At 61.4% G+C, this 16,668-nt stretch carries 16 protein-coding genes and 1 tRNA gene; 5 read left to right on the top strand and 12 right to left on the bottom strand.

Annotated elements, in window-relative coordinates; all coding sequences use genetic code 11:
• From Q0Y42_RS12720 to Q0Y42_RS12705, 4 genes are all read right to left on the bottom strand, one after another.
• A partial coding sequence (locus tag Q0Y42_RS12720; RefSeq protein ID WP_297804346.1) for a TatD family hydrolase occupies positions 1–588 on the bottom strand: 588 nt, incomplete at its 3' end.
• 2 nt (positions 589–590) lie between these two features.
• Positions 591–1,571, bottom strand: coding sequence for a DNA polymerase III subunit delta' (locus tag Q0Y42_RS12715; protein WP_297804344.1), 981 nt, complete (start codon positions 1,569–1,571; stop codon positions 591–593).
• Entirely contained in the window at positions 1,568–2,191 is a 624-nt protein-coding gene (tmk, locus tag Q0Y42_RS12710) for a dTMP kinase (protein WP_297804342.1), read from the bottom strand. The genes Q0Y42_RS12715 and tmk overlap by 4 nt, the downstream gene beginning before the upstream one ends.
• Positions 2,192–2,232: 41 nt before the next feature.
• Positions 2,233–3,303, bottom strand: coding sequence for a septal ring lytic transglycosylase RlpA family protein (locus Q0Y42_RS12705; RefSeq protein WP_297804340.1), 1,071 nt, complete (start codon positions 3,301–3,303; stop codon positions 2,233–2,235).
• 133 nt (positions 3,304–3,436) lie between these two features.
• Here Q0Y42_RS12705 and Q0Y42_RS12700 point away from each other — a divergent pair.
• A tRNA-Ser gene (locus tag Q0Y42_RS12700) sits at positions 3,437–3,526 on the top strand.
• Positions 3,527–3,641: 115 nt separating this feature from the next.
• Here the strand turns inward: Q0Y42_RS12700 and Q0Y42_RS12695 are convergent.
• From Q0Y42_RS12695 to Q0Y42_RS12675, 5 genes are read right to left on the bottom strand one after another with little or no spacing between them, the layout of a single operon-like run.
• Positions 3,642–7,679, bottom strand: a complete 4,038-nt coding sequence (locus Q0Y42_RS12695) for a cobaltochelatase subunit CobN (RefSeq protein ID WP_297804338.1) — start codon at positions 7,677–7,679, stop codon at positions 3,642–3,644.
• Positions 7,680–7,682: 3 nt separating this feature from the next.
• Positions 7,683–8,039, bottom strand: coding sequence for a DUF2149 domain-containing protein (locus tag Q0Y42_RS12690; protein ID WP_297804336.1), 357 nt, complete (start codon positions 8,037–8,039; stop codon positions 7,683–7,685).
• Entirely contained in the window at positions 8,039–8,659 is a 621-nt protein-coding gene (locus Q0Y42_RS12685; RefSeq protein ID WP_297804334.1) for a MotA/TolQ/ExbB proton channel family protein, read from the bottom strand. Before Q0Y42_RS12685 ends, Q0Y42_RS12690 begins: the two co-directional genes overlap by 1 nt.
• Positions 8,656–9,240, bottom strand: coding sequence for a hypothetical protein (locus Q0Y42_RS12680; protein ID WP_297804332.1), 585 nt, complete (start codon positions 9,238–9,240; stop codon positions 8,656–8,658). The genes Q0Y42_RS12685 and Q0Y42_RS12680 overlap by 4 nt, the downstream gene beginning before the upstream one ends.
• Positions 9,240–11,168 carry a TonB-dependent receptor gene (locus tag Q0Y42_RS12675; protein WP_297804330.1) on the bottom strand — a complete coding sequence of 643 codons (1,929 nt, stop codon included), beginning with the start codon at positions 11,166–11,168 and terminating at the stop codon, positions 9,240–9,242. Before Q0Y42_RS12675 ends, Q0Y42_RS12680 begins: the two co-directional genes overlap by 1 nt.
• A gap of 362 nt (positions 11,169–11,530) precedes the next feature.
• On the opposite strand from Q0Y42_RS12675, the gene Q0Y42_RS12670 reads away from it, so the two are divergent.
• Both Q0Y42_RS12670 and Q0Y42_RS12665 read left to right on the top strand, forming a co-directional pair.
• Positions 11,531–12,040 (top strand): hypothetical protein, encoded by a 510-nt coding sequence (locus Q0Y42_RS12670; protein ID WP_297804329.1) that lies wholly within the window; start codon positions 11,531–11,533, stop codon positions 12,038–12,040.
• A gap of 34 nt (positions 12,041–12,074) precedes the next feature.
• Positions 12,075–12,623 (top strand): hypothetical protein, encoded by a 549-nt coding sequence (locus Q0Y42_RS12665; RefSeq protein WP_297804327.1) that lies wholly within the window; start codon positions 12,075–12,077, stop codon positions 12,621–12,623.
• On the opposite strand, the gene Q0Y42_RS12660 is transcribed toward Q0Y42_RS12665, so the two are convergent.
• Positions 12,620–13,843 carry a helix-turn-helix domain-containing protein gene (locus tag Q0Y42_RS12660; RefSeq protein WP_297804325.1) on the bottom strand — a complete coding sequence of 408 codons (1,224 nt, stop codon included), beginning with the start codon at positions 13,841–13,843 and terminating at the stop codon, positions 12,620–12,622. The two genes, Q0Y42_RS12665 and Q0Y42_RS12660, sit on opposite strands and share 4 nt — an antisense overlap.
• 177 nt (positions 13,844–14,020) lie before the next feature.
• On the opposite strand from Q0Y42_RS12660, the gene Q0Y42_RS12655 reads away from it, so the two are divergent.
• A complete protein-coding gene (locus Q0Y42_RS12655) occupies positions 14,021–14,644 on the top strand; it encodes a YceI family protein (RefSeq protein WP_297804323.1) in 624 nt (207 codons plus the stop codon).
• Positions 14,645–14,839: 195 nt separating this feature from the next.
• Here Q0Y42_RS12655 and Q0Y42_RS12650 read toward each other — a convergent pair whose 3' ends face one another.
• Together Q0Y42_RS12650 and Q0Y42_RS12645 are read right to left on the bottom strand one after the other, a co-directional pair.
• A complete protein-coding gene (locus tag Q0Y42_RS12650) occupies positions 14,840–15,331 on the bottom strand; it encodes a DUF6644 family protein (protein ID WP_297804321.1) in 492 nt (163 codons plus the stop codon).
• 5 nt (positions 15,332–15,336) lie between these two features.
• A complete protein-coding gene (locus Q0Y42_RS12645; RefSeq protein WP_297804319.1) occupies positions 15,337–15,819 on the bottom strand; it encodes a DUF6644 family protein in 483 nt (160 codons plus the stop codon).
• Between the two features lie 223 nt (positions 15,820–16,042).
• Between Q0Y42_RS12645 and Q0Y42_RS12640 the strand changes: the two genes are divergently transcribed.
• Positions 16,043–16,668, top strand: a 626-nt coding sequence (locus Q0Y42_RS12640; RefSeq protein WP_297804317.1) for a cytochrome b, incomplete at its 3' end; no start/stop codon positions are given.

Genomic DNA, 16,668 nt, shown 5'->3' with positions numbered 1-16,668 from the left:
ATTCGGCATGGTGCGGATCACCTCGCGCACATCCTCGGCGGCCTTGAAGGTGGCGATGCCGGAGACCGAGAACCAGGCTCCCATTTCCCGGGCAATATCCGCCAGTTCCTGACCACTTGTGTAGCAGTGCATGAGAAATTTGAACGGCCCCTTGGCCATTTCTTCCTTCAGGATTTGGGCACAGACCTCATCGGCCTCGCGGGTATGGACCACCAGCGGCAGACCCGTCTCGCGCGCGGCGATGATGTGCTGGCGGAAGACCTCGGCCTGGATACCGCGCGGGCTGAAGTCATAGTGGAAATCCAGACCGCACTCGCCAATCGCCACCACACGGTCGCGCTGCGCCAGCTCGATCAGGGTGTCGGCCTTCAGGTCCGCATAATCCTTGGCCTCGTGCGGATGGACGCCCACCGTGCACCAGATGTCCGGATTGTTCATGGCGATGGCGTGGGTCGCCTCGAAGGTGGACAGCTTGTCCGAGATTTCGACCATCATCTGCACGCCGGCCTCGCGGGCGCGGGCGATGACCTCGTCGCGGTCCTCGTCGAATTGGGGGGCGTGAAGATTGACGTGGCTGTCGATCAGCATGTTCAGGCAGACGCTTTCGTACGCGCGATATCGGCCAGCGCACCGGCCAGCACATCGCTCTTGTCCATATTCAAACCGGCGGCACGCTCTGGCAGTTCCGACAGGCGCACCCAAAGCTCGGCCCAGCGCGCGCCTTCGCGCCCGCCCGCCTCGGTGGCGCGACGCTTCACGGCGGCGATCAGGCGATCCATCAGGGCCTCGAAACGCGCGGCCCCTTCACTACCCCGGAAGCTGTCGGAAACGGCCATCTGTTCGGCACGGTCCACTGCCGGACCTTCGACCCACAGGCGGGCGATCTGGTCCATCTCGAACAGCGGCCCGCTGGCCAGGCTGAGCGCCGCGCCCGGAGAGCCACCGGCCATGGAGGCTGCCAGTTCGGCATCATCCCACGACACGCCACTGCGCGACTGCACCAGCTCGGCCAGTCGGTTCTCCGGCCAGATGGGGAAGCTCAGACGGCGGCAGCGCGAGCGGATCGTCGGCAGCAAACGCCCCGGCGCATGGGTCACGAGGAACAGCACACCGCTTTCAGGTGGTTCCTCAAGAATCTTCAGCAAGGCATTGGCAGCATTGACGTTCAAATCATCCGCCGCATCGATGATGGCGACGCGGTGCTTGGCTTGTGACGGGCTCTTGGAGAAGAACTCGGGCAGTTGCCGCGCCTGCTCGACCGAGATCGCCTTCTTGGTCTTGCCGCCATCTACAATCCGTTCCAGCACCAACAAATCAGGATGCGCCTGCGCCGAAACCAGACGGCTGACAGGGTCATGGGCCGAAGCGCCCAGCGGGCCTTTAGACGGATCGGGTGCAGCCCCCAACAGTCGACGCGCCGCACGATAGGCAAAGGTCGCCTTGCCGATCCCCTCTACCCCGCACAGCAGCCAGGCATGGTGCAGCCGCCCGCGGGAAAGAGCGTCCAGAAAGGCCTCCTCGGCCTTGGGGTCAGGGATCAGTTCGTACCGGTCGCGCGGATGCTCGCTCAAAGCAGCCGCTCCTCCACCACGGCCCACAGCCGCTCGGCAACCTCTTCGACCTCGCCGGTAGCGTCCAGCACCACACAACGTTCGGGATGGCGCACGGCCACCTCCAGGAAGCCTTCACGAAGCTTCTGGTGGAAGGCCAGGCCCTTGCTCTCGAAGCGGGTTTCGAAAAGCCCACGGCCGAAGGCGCGTTCAAGCCCCACCTCGACCGGAATATCGAACACCACGGTCAGGTTCGGCTGGTTGTCGCCAACGACATGCAGGTCCAGCGCCTCGATCAGGCTTTCGGGCGCACCCCCGCCTGCGCCCTGATAGGCACGGCTCGAATCGGCAAAGCGGTCGCACACGACCCATTTGCCCTCTTCCAGCGCAGGCAGGATCTTGCGCTCCAGATGGTCGGAACGCGAGGCGTACATCAGCAGGGTTTCGGTTCGCGCCGACCACCGCTCCGCATCGCCGGATACCGCAATGGCGCGGATTTCCTCGGCTCCGGGCGATCCGCCCGGCTCCCGCGTCTGAACGACGTCGATACCATGCTCGCGCAGGCGCTCGGCCAGCAGGCGCGCCTGCGTGGTCTTACCGGCACCTTCGCCGCCCTCGAATGTAATGAATCTGCCTCGCACCGGCGCACAATGGCGGCGCCCGTCGGGGATGTCACCCCGATTTAGTCGGCTATCAACAGGGCTTCGGCAAAACCACGTGCAACGATGGCCTGTCTGGCCTGCTCGGCTTGCGCCTGATCAGTGAATGATCCCGTCACCACGCGATAAAGTGTGCGTCCGTTGCGCTGGAAACTTTCCACAACCGTATTGCCGCCCAGACGCCTTGCGACACCATCGGCAAAGGCCTGTTCGTCAAAGGCAATCACCTGAACACGATAGCGCGGCTGGGCTACGACCGCTGGCGGATTGACCGGCGCAGTAACCGTTACTGCTGGTGGCGGTGCGCTCAGCGGCGCATCGCGCGGCGGCATCACCGGCGGCAGGGCCTGCTGCGGGATCGGAACAATGGAGCGGGTTGATGAGCGCGGGGGCGGCGCTTGTGTCCGTGGCTGCTCGCGAACCACCTCGTTATAGGGTCGCGCCGTCGATGAAGGTACCGGAGCCGGACTTGGTGCTGTCGCAGGCGCAGGCGAGCGACCACCGCCCCCCGTCAGCACCGCGCCACCACCACTGCGCGGTGCAGGTCCGGCATACCGCACCCTCACCTCTCCTACGCCGCGCTCCAGCAGGCCCAGAGCCTCAGCTGCTCCGCGCGAGAGGTCGATGATGCGGTTATCAACGAACGGACCGCGATCATTCACCCGCAACAAGACCCGACGCCCATTGGCCGTGTTCGTCACCTCAACCATGCTGGGCAGAGGCAGGGTTTTATGCGCGGCCGTCAGGGCGTGCATGTCGAACCGCTCGCCCGACGACGTGGACCGACCGTGATGGTATTGCCCGTACCAGGACGCCATACCGGTCTCGTCATAGTTCGGCTGTTCCGCAGGCCGATAGGTGCGGCCTCTGACCGTATAGGGGCGCATGGTCCCCGAAACGATCGGTGCCGGATCGGTGACAACCGGAATATCCCGCAGCGGACCACCCTTGCCGCCCGAACTGGCGCACGCCGTCAGGGTCAACGCCGCCGCGATCACACTCGCAGCGCGCACAAGATTTGCGGCGCGCGTTTCCGGCGCAATGGCCTTGCGGGACCTGTGGTTCGGTTCGGTAACAACGGCGGCGAACTGCATACCACTATAAGGCCAGCAGCAGCTTCCAATATGGTTAACGCCGATTATCCCTTTTCCCTATTGGGTTCTCGACATCTTGCGGCTATTCACCCGTTCAAGTCGCACCGGAATCGCTCGGATCCGGTTCAGACACGGAAGAGTGGCCGAGCGGTTTAAGGCACCGGTCTTGAAAACCGGCGTAGGTGAGAGCCTACCGTGGGTTCGAATCCCACCTCTTCCGCCACAAACTCAGAAAAATCAGATACTTAATCATGCAGATGGCACGCTTACCTGAAACCATGATTCCGAATGGGGTGCCACAACCCCTGCGCGGATGTGGCGTTGGCTCGAACGTGTCGTTAATCGCGCTCCACGGCTTCGCGGCGGGCAGGACGGGCCGTAAAGGCGAATACCCCGACCAGCGCGATTAGAGGCCAGATCAAATCGAGCAGCCGGAGGCGGATGTTTCGTGCCGCCTGCACGCTCTGGCGGGCCGCCGTCTGCAGGACTTCCCGATCCATGACATAGCCGGTGTAGCCCTTGGAGGGTTGGCTCGCGGCGGGCGCAGAGAGCGGCGCAGCGACTGGCGGAGGGGCGGCTGGTGCCTGCGATGGCAGGTCGAGTTCGCCACGTTTCGAGGATGCGTTCGATCTGATGCCGTCAAGTTCCGCCGCAAACGATCGCAGCTCGTCTGCGGCCTGTTTGATGGAGCGGCCCATTGCGGATTCAAAGGCGTCCTCCGCCTTCGTGATCGCTTCGGCATCCACGCCTGCTGCCTGTGCTTCGTCGAGGACGTATTCCAGCAGCCGCGCATTGCCACAGCTGACTTCCGTGCAGTTCACACCATGCTGGTTCACACTGGCGAGATATTCCTGAAGCAGTTTACGGCGGGTCTCGGCATCCGCATTCCAGCCCCCCTTGCGGATGGTTTCGATCATGCGCGCGGTGATGTCCTGATAGGCATAGGGGGACTGGCTTTCGAAAAAGGCCTTCATGCCTAGATCGTGCTTGTCCTGCACATAGGTCTCGAACGTCTCGGACCACATGGCGTCATCGACCGTGTCGGCCACCGTCGCTTCCCAGCCCCAGAGGTATTCGACGAACTCGCGGATGGCCCCTGCCCCCGCATAGCCTTCGCCCTGCATGCCGCGTATCCAGTTCGGATTGACGTACCGCGAGCGGAACTCGCTGCCGATAAAGGCGTGGATGTCGGTCATGGCCACGCGGTCGGGGTCGCGTGTGTTGGTGATCATCAGTTCGGGTGCATGGCCGTCCTTGCTGACGGAGCGGATCGCCGCCGATAGCCCGCCCATGTACATGTACATGTCGTCGTTATCGAGCGCGCCATAGAGGGTGGTCGAGCTGGAGTGGATGACTGTGTCCGTATCGGCCAGCACCAGCCTGAACACATCCGGCATGGCATAGCCCCAATAGCCCGCCCCATAGGCGTGACCCATCTTGCTGATGTAGTCATTGGCCATTCCGCCGTCGCTGTCCCACGATCCGCTGTTCGCGGCGATGGCCGAGGTGTTCAGATTGAACTGGCCCGGCGGCTCGTCAAAAATGCGAACCGACGCCATACGGTCGGCGTCTGCCTCGGCGGTGCCCGAGTCGATCAGGGCCTGACGGATAGTCAGATAGTTGTTGCGGACTGCATTGTCGGCCTCGTCCGCTTCCTTGGCCAGTTGCACAGCCTTATCCAGCAAGCGGGTAAGGTTCGCGAACATGCCCTCCGCCGCAGAAGCAATAACGATGTCCACACGCGGACGGCCCAGCTCGGCACGCGATACGAGCTCGACATCCACGAGCTTGCCACGCGCGTCCCAGACAGGGCGCGTCCCGAGCATATGAAATATCTGCGACTCCAGCACGCCTTCATGGCGCATGGTCTCGTCGCCCCAGATCACGAAAGACACCTTCTGGGGATAGGCACCGTGCTGGCCCATATGGATTTGCAGGAACTCGTCCGCCAGTCGCACGCCCATGTCCCACGCCACGGGCTTGGGCAGTTTCTCCGGGTCAAGGCCGTAGAAATTCTTGCCCGTCGCATAGGCATCGGGATTACGAATAGGCTCGCCGCCCGTGCCACCGCCGACGAACTGACCGCCCAGCATCCGCATCAGGCTTGCCAGCTCTCTGGGGCCAGAGGCACGGATACGGCTCTCGATCTCGTCCGCAGAAATACCGGGCTGGCCAAGCGAGTTTTCTCGATCGACCGAGGCAATGGCGCGCACGGTGCTGGCAATCGCCTCGTCATCGGGCGTGCGCCCGAAGGCATGCATGCCAAAGGGGATGGTCTGAGATTTCAGGCCGAGGAGATAGGACTCCAACTGGTGGATGTCCTCGTCCGACCAATCGGCGCTGGCATCCAGACCCAAATCCTTGGTCAGTCCCATGGCAATCGCCTGATCGCGGGCCTGACGGGCGTAGAGCAGCGCCATTTCGGGGTTCTTGCCCTCGTTGACGCTGTGGTCGTTCAACAGTTCGCTGAGCTTGGCCAAGTCATTGGTCAGGCCACCCTCGACAAAGGGCGGGACCATGTGATCGACGAGAACCGCTGCGCTGCGCCGACGGGCCACCAGTCCTTCGCCCACCACATCGACGTTGTAGATATAGCCGTGCGGCGTGGTGCCGATGAGCGCATCGGAAGCATCCTCTTCCGACAGGCCCACATCCTTGCCGTCCAGCCATTCCAGCGTTCCATGCGTGCCGATATGGACGATGGCATCCGCCCGATAGGCGTGCCGCAACCAACCGTATGCGGCGACATACTGATGGTGCGGGGCCAGATCCTTGGCGTGGTATAGGGCCTGAAGGTTTTCACCCCACCCGCGCGCGGGCTGCGGCGTCAGAACGACATTGCCAAAGCGCAGTACTGGCACAACCATTGAACCGTCAGGCGCGACCATGGGGCCGCTCTGCCCAGCTGGGCCCCAATCCTCGACGATCTTTTCGCGCAGCGGATGGGGAAGCTGGTTCAGCCAATCGGCATACTGGGCGCGGCTGACGCGCACCACATCGCCCTGGGCGATCAGGGCTTCCAGCTCACCCGGTGCGGCACCCATGACGTTTCGCGCACGGTTGGTGATGGCATCCAGCAGTTCAGTAGCCGACGGGATGTTGACGCCCACATCATAGCCTTCGCGCTCAAGCTGGCTCAGGACATTGTGCAGGGTCTCGGCGACGTTCAGATAGCTGGCACCGATGTTCGCCCGCCCCGAGGGATAGTTGTAATAAACGAGGGCGATGCGCTTCTCTGCGTTGGGTTTGCGGCGCAGATTAGCGTGACCCAGCGCCCGCCCCACAGCCGTTTCGACCCGCTCTGTGATCGGTCGGTTGGCCACAACCGTCAGGCCCGTCGTGGCATCGACGACCTTCTCGGATGATGCCACCACCGTGGGGGCGATCGCGCCCGCCAGTTCAGGCACCGCCACATTGAATGTCCCCTCAAACGACGAAAGGCCGTTTGGCGAAGTGCGCCAGTCAGCCTCGCTACGGCCATAGAGGGAAATGGCATTGATGGCCGTGATCCCGACCGACTGCATGACAGTTGAAGAGTTGCTGTCCGCGAACTGGAAGTTCAGCGCCACTGCGGCATCGGCCCGTGGGCGTCCTTCATCATCCACCAGCAATCGCTGAAAGGCGACCGGCCCGGGATATCCGAATACCGGAATCGCCCGTGCGCCACGCCGTTCGATCTCGGCGATGACAGCATCCACCACCGCCATATCGCCCGCATAAAATAAGGCTTTGAAAAAGCCCACGGCGATCGACGGCGCATCCGGCGCGGCTTTGCCGTCTGTGAAGGCCTGAAACGCGTCCCAGCTGGCAAAAACACGCCCGCCATCCGCCGAGGGGTAATAGTAGCCGAAGTCCAGAGAGCGTTCCGGATCAGGCAGGGTAAAGCCCGCGACGCTCGCCGCCGCCAGCGCCTGTTTCATAAGGCCGACGTGGTTCGCAGCGCCCCCGTGGGCCCAATAGGCACTGGCCCGCGCGTCCAGTGTAACGCCCTTGGCCGCAAAGGTTTCGGCGGGGCTCAACCCCTCGCCCACCCCTAGGACAACGCCATCGTGGGAAACGGTGCCAAGGATGTCGGACTGATGGCGGGCATCGAAGGCCGCCAGCAGTTGCTCGTTCATCATATCGAAGACCAGAACGTCGCTGGCCGCCAACGTCTCGGCTGCAACCTGATCGACCGTGCTTTCCGACAGTAGGGTCAGCGAAATCCGCCCCTGAAGATCAGGACGTTCCGCCATAACCTGACGATAGGCCGCCAGCGTCGCCGGCACATTGGTGTCAGAAAAGACAAAGCCCAGACGAATGGTATCGGTCTGCGCGACCGCAGCCGTAATGACTGCCAGCCAGATGCACGCCACAAATGCCAGCAGCCGAACCACGCCTTAGTCCTCCGCCTCATTGGCCGAGGTTTCGGGCACATAGATGATCTGGCCGTTTTCAAGCTGGTAGGCGGTGCCCAGCCGCGTTCCATCGCCGGTGCCGCTGCGGCCAGACATCTTATAGGCTTCGATGGTTTCGCCGCGTTTGACGATCATCTCCTGCCGCCCGTCAGCGTCGGTCCGCACCACCGTGACCTCACTGTCCCGATCAAGGAAGGCGTTCAGTCCGAAGTTCGAGAACAGGGCAATCATCAGCCCCACGATGAAAACGATCGACACGTCGAACAGATTGGCGATGCCCGACAGCGGATCGTCCTCTATCGGCTCTTCCGGCGGGGCCATTTGCAGGAACCGTCCCATCAACGGCTCTCCATCTCGGCTGCGATAACCTCGGCCAGATACCGCATCTGGCGCACAGCGACGTTCAACCCTGCCTGACGGATCGACACCACCACATAGGCCACCGTGCCGACAGCGATGCCGATAATGGTCGTGGTAAAGGCCACGACCATGTGTGCGGCCATCGCATTCAGGTCGCCACCGGACATGGCAGCCAGCGATGCACCCATCGGGATCAAGGTCCCCAACAGTCCGAGGCTGGGCGCGACCTTTACAAGTGCGCGCGGGACATCCAGCGCATGTCGGGCGGCCTCCTCATGCTCGGCCAGAACGTTCTCCAGACCACCGTGCAAAAGCGATCCGGCCCGTCCTTGCGCCTGAACCCCATCGACAAAGCGACGCAGCGGCGCTGGCAGGGCCGACAGCCGTTCTGCATCGGCCCCCAACACAGCCCCGCTGTTGACCCAGCGCTTCACATCAAAGCTTCGCGCCGCCGCCATCCGGCGCACCACATCCGCGCCCGCCAGCCCGACGTGATAGGCCACCGCGATCACACACAGCCACAGCGCCACCATGACCGGAAAGCGCAGGACCTGTCCGACAGCAAACAGCCCGTTCTCCAAAATCCCGAGCAAGCTCATTTACGCCCCCTCATACTCATGCACGCGCCCCCCAATGCCGCGACCATAATGGCCCCGACCACCCAGATCGGTAATGTGTGATTGGCTGCGTCGCTGGCGTTCTGTTGCGCCAGTTGCGCGCCCGATTGCCAGCCATCGACAAGCGCGGGCCAATATCCGACGACCACTGCCACGCCGCTCGCCAGCAAGGTCATGACATCCAAACGCGTGGCATCGGGCCGAGCCAGACGCATCCACGTCAAACCCGCCAGCATGGCCACAAGAAACAGTACCGCCGCCTGCCACCAGACAACGCCAGACTGCACATAGAGGGCGGTGCCCAGACCCGCGCAAATCCCCGCTAGCGTCGCACGCAGCTCGGGTGAAAAAAATCGGGTGGACCAAAGGCTCACGCCAACAAGTAGCGCGATACTCAAGCCCACCCAGTCGGGAGATGGAACCAGATAAAGGCTTACGAACGCGACCACGCCCGCCGCGATTACAAAGAACACGCCACGACGAAGGGTCACGCCCCCGCCCAAAAGGCCGAGGCTGGCCAACATGGCACAAAGCCACACCGCCGATGTCGCGACATTGCCCATCAATAGCGCACCCTGAAGCCCGCATAGGCTGCACGCGGGGCCCCGCGATAGTTGAGGACTTCCTGATATTGCTCGCCGAACAGGTTCTCTACGCGGCCAAAGACCTCGACCCGCTCATTCACCTTCCAGGAGCCCGCGAGGTTGAACAGGACGAAGGACGAAAGGCTCACATTGCGCGCCGGATAGGTGGCAAAATCGGTGTCTATGGACCGACCGTTGTAACGCAGGCTGGCTGTCACCTGCCCCCGACGCGACGGGGAATGGACGGTCAAGTTTGCGCTGGCGATATGAGGCGGACGTCGGATTTCCTCCACCCCGTTTTCGACCGCATCCAGATAGGTATAGCTGGCGTTGAGCCTTGCCCATTCCGCCAGCTGAGCCGCGAACGAAACCTCCACACCTTGCTGACGCGAAACCGTGTCACGGTTGCCGGTAGTGGAACAGCTGGTGGGCGTCGGATCGACGGGCGTGGCGCAGGCCGAAGGCGGCGCATCGTAAACCCCGTAAATCTCGTCCTTCAGCCGCGCGTTGAAATAGGTCACGGCCCATTCGGTCCGCCCAGACTTAATGTCGGCCCCGACTTCCCACCCCTCGGAACGTTCCGGACGCAGATCGGGATTGCCGACAAAGGGATAGGCGCTGGCGTTATAGCCGAACATCTCGGTCTGGCCGGGGTTCTTGATGCCCGATCCCGCCGCCGCCCGAAGGCGCAAGGTGGGCGAGACATGATAGAAGCCATGCAGGCGATGGGTGGTCGCACTGTCGAAACGATTGTTGTCGTCGTGCCGCAGAGCGATCCCCAGCCCCCAGTCGCGATCCTTGCTCAGATCATACTGGGCCACGAGACCAAGCGTGCGGGTGCTGCGCTTGGTGATGTCCGCTCCCCATGGGCTATAGGGCGCGGTGTTCTGAAACGTCTCGCGCTCTATATCGACAGCCGCGTTGAACCGATGAAGCAGCTGGCCCGCTTCGCGTTCATAGCTCAGGACGTAGGAGGCCTTTGAGCGGGTCCCTTCCCCGCCCCCCGTACGGCCAGAAAGCTTGTAGTCGTCGCGTTGGGCTGACACATGCTGGGCCGACACACTATGCGCCCATGCCGAGCCCAAGGGCCGATAATGGGCCGAGATGTCCGCATACAGGCTGCGGATATCGCCATGGGAGCCGGGCGTATCGACGACGTGCCCCGTCAGATAGTCCTGAGCATTGGTGTCGGCATCGGTGCGGGTATAGCGCAAGCCCGCGCTCAGCTTCACCGCATCGCTTAGATCATAGTTGCCGCGCGCCGACACAGATCCAATGTCGGAGCCGATATGTCGCGCGCCATGCGTCGATGTCGGATAGCCGTCACTGTGCTGATAGGCTGCACTCAGGGCAAAGTCGGCCTTGTCCGTTGCGACACCAAGGCGCGCCGCCGCACCAATCGTGCCCATGCTGCCGCCCTCGATACGCAAGGATGCACCAGATACATCCCGCCCCGTCGGGGTGATATAGTTGATGACACCAGCGATAGCGTCCGATCCGTAAAGCGCGCTCTGCTGTCCGCGCAGGACCTCGATCCTTGCGACCTCGTCCGACAGAAGCGTCGCAAAGTCGAACTCGCCCATGAAGGGGTCGGACACCTCTACCCCGTCAATCAGGACCAGGACGTGGTTCGCCTCTGCGCCCCGTACACGGACTTGGGTAAAGTTGCCCGCCGCACCAGAGCGGCCAACGGATATGCCCGGAATGTCGCGAAGGATATCGGTGACCACGCGCGTTTGGCGCTGGCTCAAATCCTCCGGCTGAAGCACGGAAACCGAACTGCCGATCAGATCCGCATCAATGCCCTTGGCGCTACGCGTCGCCATGACCACGACCGGAGCAAGAGAATGGACCTGCTCGGCATCAGCCGCATTCGACACACCGACGACACCGACAGAAGCCAGCAAACACGTCGAAGTCGCTCCTACCACTCTGAACGCAGACATTTCGGCCCGCCCTTCCCACTGGTTAATGGGAGCAGTCTGGCGAGCCATTGAAAGCGCCAAAAGTTATTTACCGTTACGACTGGCGTTACCGCCTCGCACGGACCTGGCCGTTCACACGGACAACTAATTTTTTCTTTCTTGTCAGATTATTATAGGCGTTTTTCTCACCTTCAAACATTCAGCCCCAACGCGTCCATCATCCTAGATTTGCGCCTTAGAAGCGCAGGTTACACCTTGCCTGTAACAGTTACATCTACCGTAATTAACTGACGCCCCTCGCCCTCGCGCGCCATGTTTATGACCACGGCCAAGAGGGGACCACCATGGGACGGCACGACCTATCGATTATCGCCACAGTCACACTCACCTGCGCCATTTCGCTCGGCGCTGCGGCTTGTTCCCAAGCCCCCGCAGCACCGACCGCGGCAGAGCCCGCGCACGACATCAAAACCATGATGCAGATCATCGTGCAGCCGCAGGCGGACGTATTCTGGAAATCCACCGGCACCATATCGGATGCTAACGGCACCCGCGATCTGACCCCCACAACGGACGCGGGCTGGCTGGCCACCCAATCGGCCGTCGCCACCCTCGCCGAGATGGGCGTCCTGCTGAAAAATCCGGCCTACGCAGAAGGCAAGGGAGATGACTGGATTGAATACGCTGACGCCCTGACCAAGATTTCGCTGCGCGCCCAAGCCGCCGCCAAGACCCACAATGCCGAAGCCGTCATGGAAACCGGAAGCGAGATCTACAACGTCTGCGCTGCCTGCCATGCAACCTACCAACCGCCCGTAGAGCCGGAGAAGATCCCCGGCAGCTCGGGCTTCTAAGATGCATAGGGATCACGGATCGGATCGTCGGAACATGGTCAAGCCATCACTCGCAGCCGCCTGCGCCGTCGCAATTATTATGTCGGTCACGGGCTGCTCGGACGCCGGAGGCGCCAAAGGCGACGCCCCTCAAGCCGAGTTGAACGAAGAACAGGTTCGCGGTGCCAAGCGTACAGGCGTTCTCAAAATCGAGACCAGCGCGCCTGCCCCCATCAATGGGCAAAAGGATTATTTCGAGGTCGAGCTGGCTCCGTATGAGTCAGTCGAACTCAAATACGCCGCACCAAAGGATGCCCGCATCGCCTTTCGATGGACCGCTACGGGAAAGGTTCGTTCCGACCTGCACGCAACACCGACCGATGGTGGAGAGGACCTGACCGAAAGCTATAGCATGACCGACGGCACCCAGATGCAGGGCCTTTATACGGCGGCGTTTGACGGCATTCACGGTTGGTATTGGCAGAACCGCACGGTCGATAAGATCACCCTGCGCCTCGAGGCCTCGGGCGGCTTTACAGAGTCCACCCTGATCACCGACAGCAGCTATGAGCACCGCCCTCTAAACCCCAAACCGTTTTCCTAGTTCGCAGGCCAGGCTGGCTGACCGTTACGCGGGGCTTCGGCGACGACTTTAGGGACCAAACCCATAAAGTCCTTGCCGCTGGCCTCGACGATCATCTCGACACCACCGTCAGCCAGTTTGACCTTGCCGATGACAGAGGCATCGGTGACCGCTTGGGCCACGCCGATCAAACCCGCATCGCGCGTCCCCGCCAAAACCGTCAGGCGGTTGCCCTTTGGCCCGATCACGCTGGTGAAATAGCCGAACTCGCGATTGTCGCCCCCCGGCGCACCGGCCCTAGCGCTATCGCTTTGATAGCGTTTTCCCGTCTGCCTATCGGTTAGCTCATCATAGCTGCTGCCGACCTGAAAACGTCCATCGCGGAAGGTGATCGGCTCCAGAGCGTGCAGGCCACTGATGTAGCCGACGTAGATGACGTCATTGTCCCTGAGCATTCGCGGCGTGAAATCCGACGCCATGATCAGTCGCACATTGGATCGCTGTCCGATCAGCGGCGACAAGGCCCGCAAGGCTTCCGCCACCGAGATTGGAAGGTAGGCCAGATTGAGATCGACCGCGCCTTCGACGCTATCCTCGGCCAGCATCATGTGCTCGTAGAGGTCTTCGCGGGAGTTGATGTCAAACTCGCGCACCAGCCGCTGCACATTGCCGATGTGGTCCGTCTCGCCATAGATGTAATAGTCGCCGACCACGATCATCAAAGGCCGGTCAGCCTTGCGATAGGCCGCCCACACAGCCGATCTGGTAAAGGCATCGGTCGCCCTATGGTGCCCTTCGCCGAGGACATATCCTCCAGCCAACCCCGCCAACAGAGCGCAGGCGGCAATCCCCGCCGGTACCCATTTGGGCCATGACGACACCCAAAGCGATGGCATCTTTGCCGGAGATGAAGGCACCGCACCGCTTTCAAGCGTGAAGCGATATTCGCCCCGCGGAACCGTCAGGCGACGCTCTACGGGGTGTCGGACGTAATAGTCGTCCAGCCGCTTTCGCAAGCGGTGCACATAGACCCGCACCACCGCATCCTGCCCCGCCTCAAAGCTTCCCGAACGGCCAAAGACCTCGACGGCGATTTCCGCTTCATTGGGACGCGTGCCGGACAGGGTTCGATCGGCAATGAAATCGAACAGCCGCACCATGGTGCCGGATCGCCCCATGACCCCAACGTCACGCAGACGGCCAACTTCGGCTTCAAGCGCCGTTCGTTCGCCAGCGTCCATCTGCGTCCCCTTCACACAATCGCCCCGTACAATTTGCAACGATACCCCGCGACAAAGGACCGCGCTTTCCGCAGAAACGCAACCACCATAACGGCGAAATGCAAGACTTGACGTTGACGAAAATAGTTATCAATCATTACGATGATATCAAGTAAACAAAATTCATAGAGAGGTCTCATGCCCATTAGCAAACGTCACGCCCTTATTGCGGCAGCCGCGCTGACCCTGGTCGGTTCAGGCTCGGTCATCGCGCAAGCCGCCCTGACCAAGGTTCCGTCGGAAGTACAGGCCGGTGCCTACAAGCTGGATTCATCGCACGGCAACATCACCTGGACCGTCGACCACCTCGGCTTCTCGAAATACACGGGCCAGTTCGCCAATGTGACCGCAGAGCTGTCGCTGAACTCGGCTGATCCGTCGGCCAGCACCCTGACCGCAACCGTTCCGCTGGGCGATGTGCTGACGACCTCGGCTGGCCTGACCCGCCACCTGAAGAATGCAGACTTCTTTGACGTCGAAAACCATCCGACGGCCACCTTCGTCTCGCGCTCCGTCACGGTCGACAGCACCGATGCGACCAAGGCAAAGGTCGAAGGCGACCTGACCCTGCGCGGCGTGACCCAGCCGGTCACCATCAACGTCAAGTTCAATCAGGCTGGCCCGTCGATGGGCGGCACCTACAAGGCTGGCTTTGACGGCTATGCCACCATCAAGCGCTCTGACTTCGGTATCCGCTATGGTCTTCCGGCCATCGGCGACGAAGTGAAGCTGCACATCGAAGGCGAATTCGTCAGGCAGTAAGATCTGACAATCGCCCGCAGCACCCCTCCCTTAAAAACAGCTGCGGGCCAGACGATCAAGCGATCGTCCCTCCACCATCGAAGCGCCATTCCGCCGGCGCTTCGATGGTTTTATTTTGCCCCGCTTCCAAGGGGAGCGCCCAATAAAAAAGGCACCGTGAACGGTGCCTTTTTGCCGTAACCGGAAGCGGTTGTATCAGCTGAAGCCAATCCAGCGTCCCGCGAAGATGATCAGCGTCCAAAGCAACAGCGAGATGCCGCCAGAAATCTTGGCAGCACCCGTCGAGTGGCCCGGTTGCCCCCACTGATCCATATTGCGGCTGACGAAGAAGTGGTTGATCGCCATGTTCACACCTGCGAGCGCCAGCAACAGGAATTTCAGCTGGAACGGCAGGTTCTCCAAATAGCGGCCCGGATCGGCGATAAACATCAGAAGGCCGGTGATCACCGCACCCACAAACGCGATCCATGTGAATGGCAGCAACCGCTTGGTCAGCGACAGGACGCTCTGGTCCGTCAGGCGCAGGTTCAACAGACGCAGGTCCACCGCAGCGATCGAACCAAAGACAATACCCAGCGCCAGAACATGCGCGGATTCAAACGCCGGAAACAGATAGGCGGATTCCGCAATCGCCTGCGAAAGCGGCAGATTTCCGATCTTATCGACAACAGGTTGAAGCAAGCTCATTTCCCTTACTCCACATAGGCGATCATGCGGCCTGCGACGACAATCGCAGCCCAGAGGATCAAGGTGATCAGGCCAAACACCTTGCCGCGCATCGGCACGGTGGCGTTCCACTGTCCTGCACCGCCCGCGACAAAGCCGCGAACCGTTACGGTGAGGACCACAACCGCGACCAACAGGAACATTTTGAACTGGAACACCACGTTCAGCAGAGCGCGTGCCGGCTCACCCGTGATCAGCAGAACACCCGTCACCACCAATACGGCCAGCGGCCACCATATCCATGACAGGAACCGCTGGGTGAACCATTCGACCGGACGGTCACGCCCGATAACTTCCATCAGGCGCAGGCTGATCAGCGTGGCCGACATCAGCAGTGTGCCCATCGCCAGAATATGCACGCTCTGAAGCGCCGGTATCAGCCACAGTACGTTCGCGACAGTCTGTCCGACTGCCGTCGTGGAAATCCAGTCTGCCAAGCTTCCTAACATCTGCCCTCCCCTCTCAAGAGCTTATTTTTATACCCTTGACGATGCGAGCGACGGCGGTCCTTGGCAAGCAATTTATTTATCAATCATCATTTATATGATCGCTACGCATTTTTAGGATGCAGCGTTCTCCAGAATGGTATTTAGTTATACATTGTATCAATAATAAAAGGACGCTTTCAGCCCTGTCTACCGGCGTCCCAACCCAAGAGCGTCAGCGAACACCATGGCCCAAAATCCAGACCGCTATTCACGCGTCGCTATCATTCTTCACTGGGCGATTGCCGCCACCATCGTCTTCCAAATCGTTCTTGGGTGGCGAATGGGCGGCGAGAACAGCGCATCGACTTATGCAGTGATTCAACTGCCCAAGTCGATTGGCATCACCATCCTGTTGCACAGCCTGCTTCGGCTGGACTCGCGTTTGACACATCGCGCGCCCCCACCACCCGCCGAAATGCCGAAATACGAGCGGATCGCGTCGGCCATCACCCATATCGCCTTCTATATGATCATGATCGGCCTACCGATCAGCGGTTGGGTTCTGGTGTCGGCGGCTAAGATCGACATTCCGACGCTTCTGTATTCCACCATTCCGTGGCCCCACATCGGTTTCATTGCCGATATGCAGCCAGAGATGAAATCCGCCTGGGAAGCGTGGGCAGCGAATGCCCACAGCGCACTGGCATGGCTGACCTACATATTGCTGGCGCTCCATATCGGCGCGGTGATCAAGCACCAATGGCTCGACAAACAGGCGCTGCTCGCCCGCATGACAGGCAGTGGCCAAGCGGGTCTGAAAGAGCCGCGCCTGTGGGGCGCACTGGCCATAATCGTCCTAATCGGGATTTC

It is taken from the genome of uncultured Brevundimonas sp. (assembly GCF_947305955.1).
GTDB lineage: Bacteria > Pseudomonadota > Alphaproteobacteria > Caulobacterales > Caulobacteraceae > Brevundimonas.
Note: the sequence above shows the minus strand (reverse complement) of the source record. Positions and strands in the feature narration are given on the sequence as shown.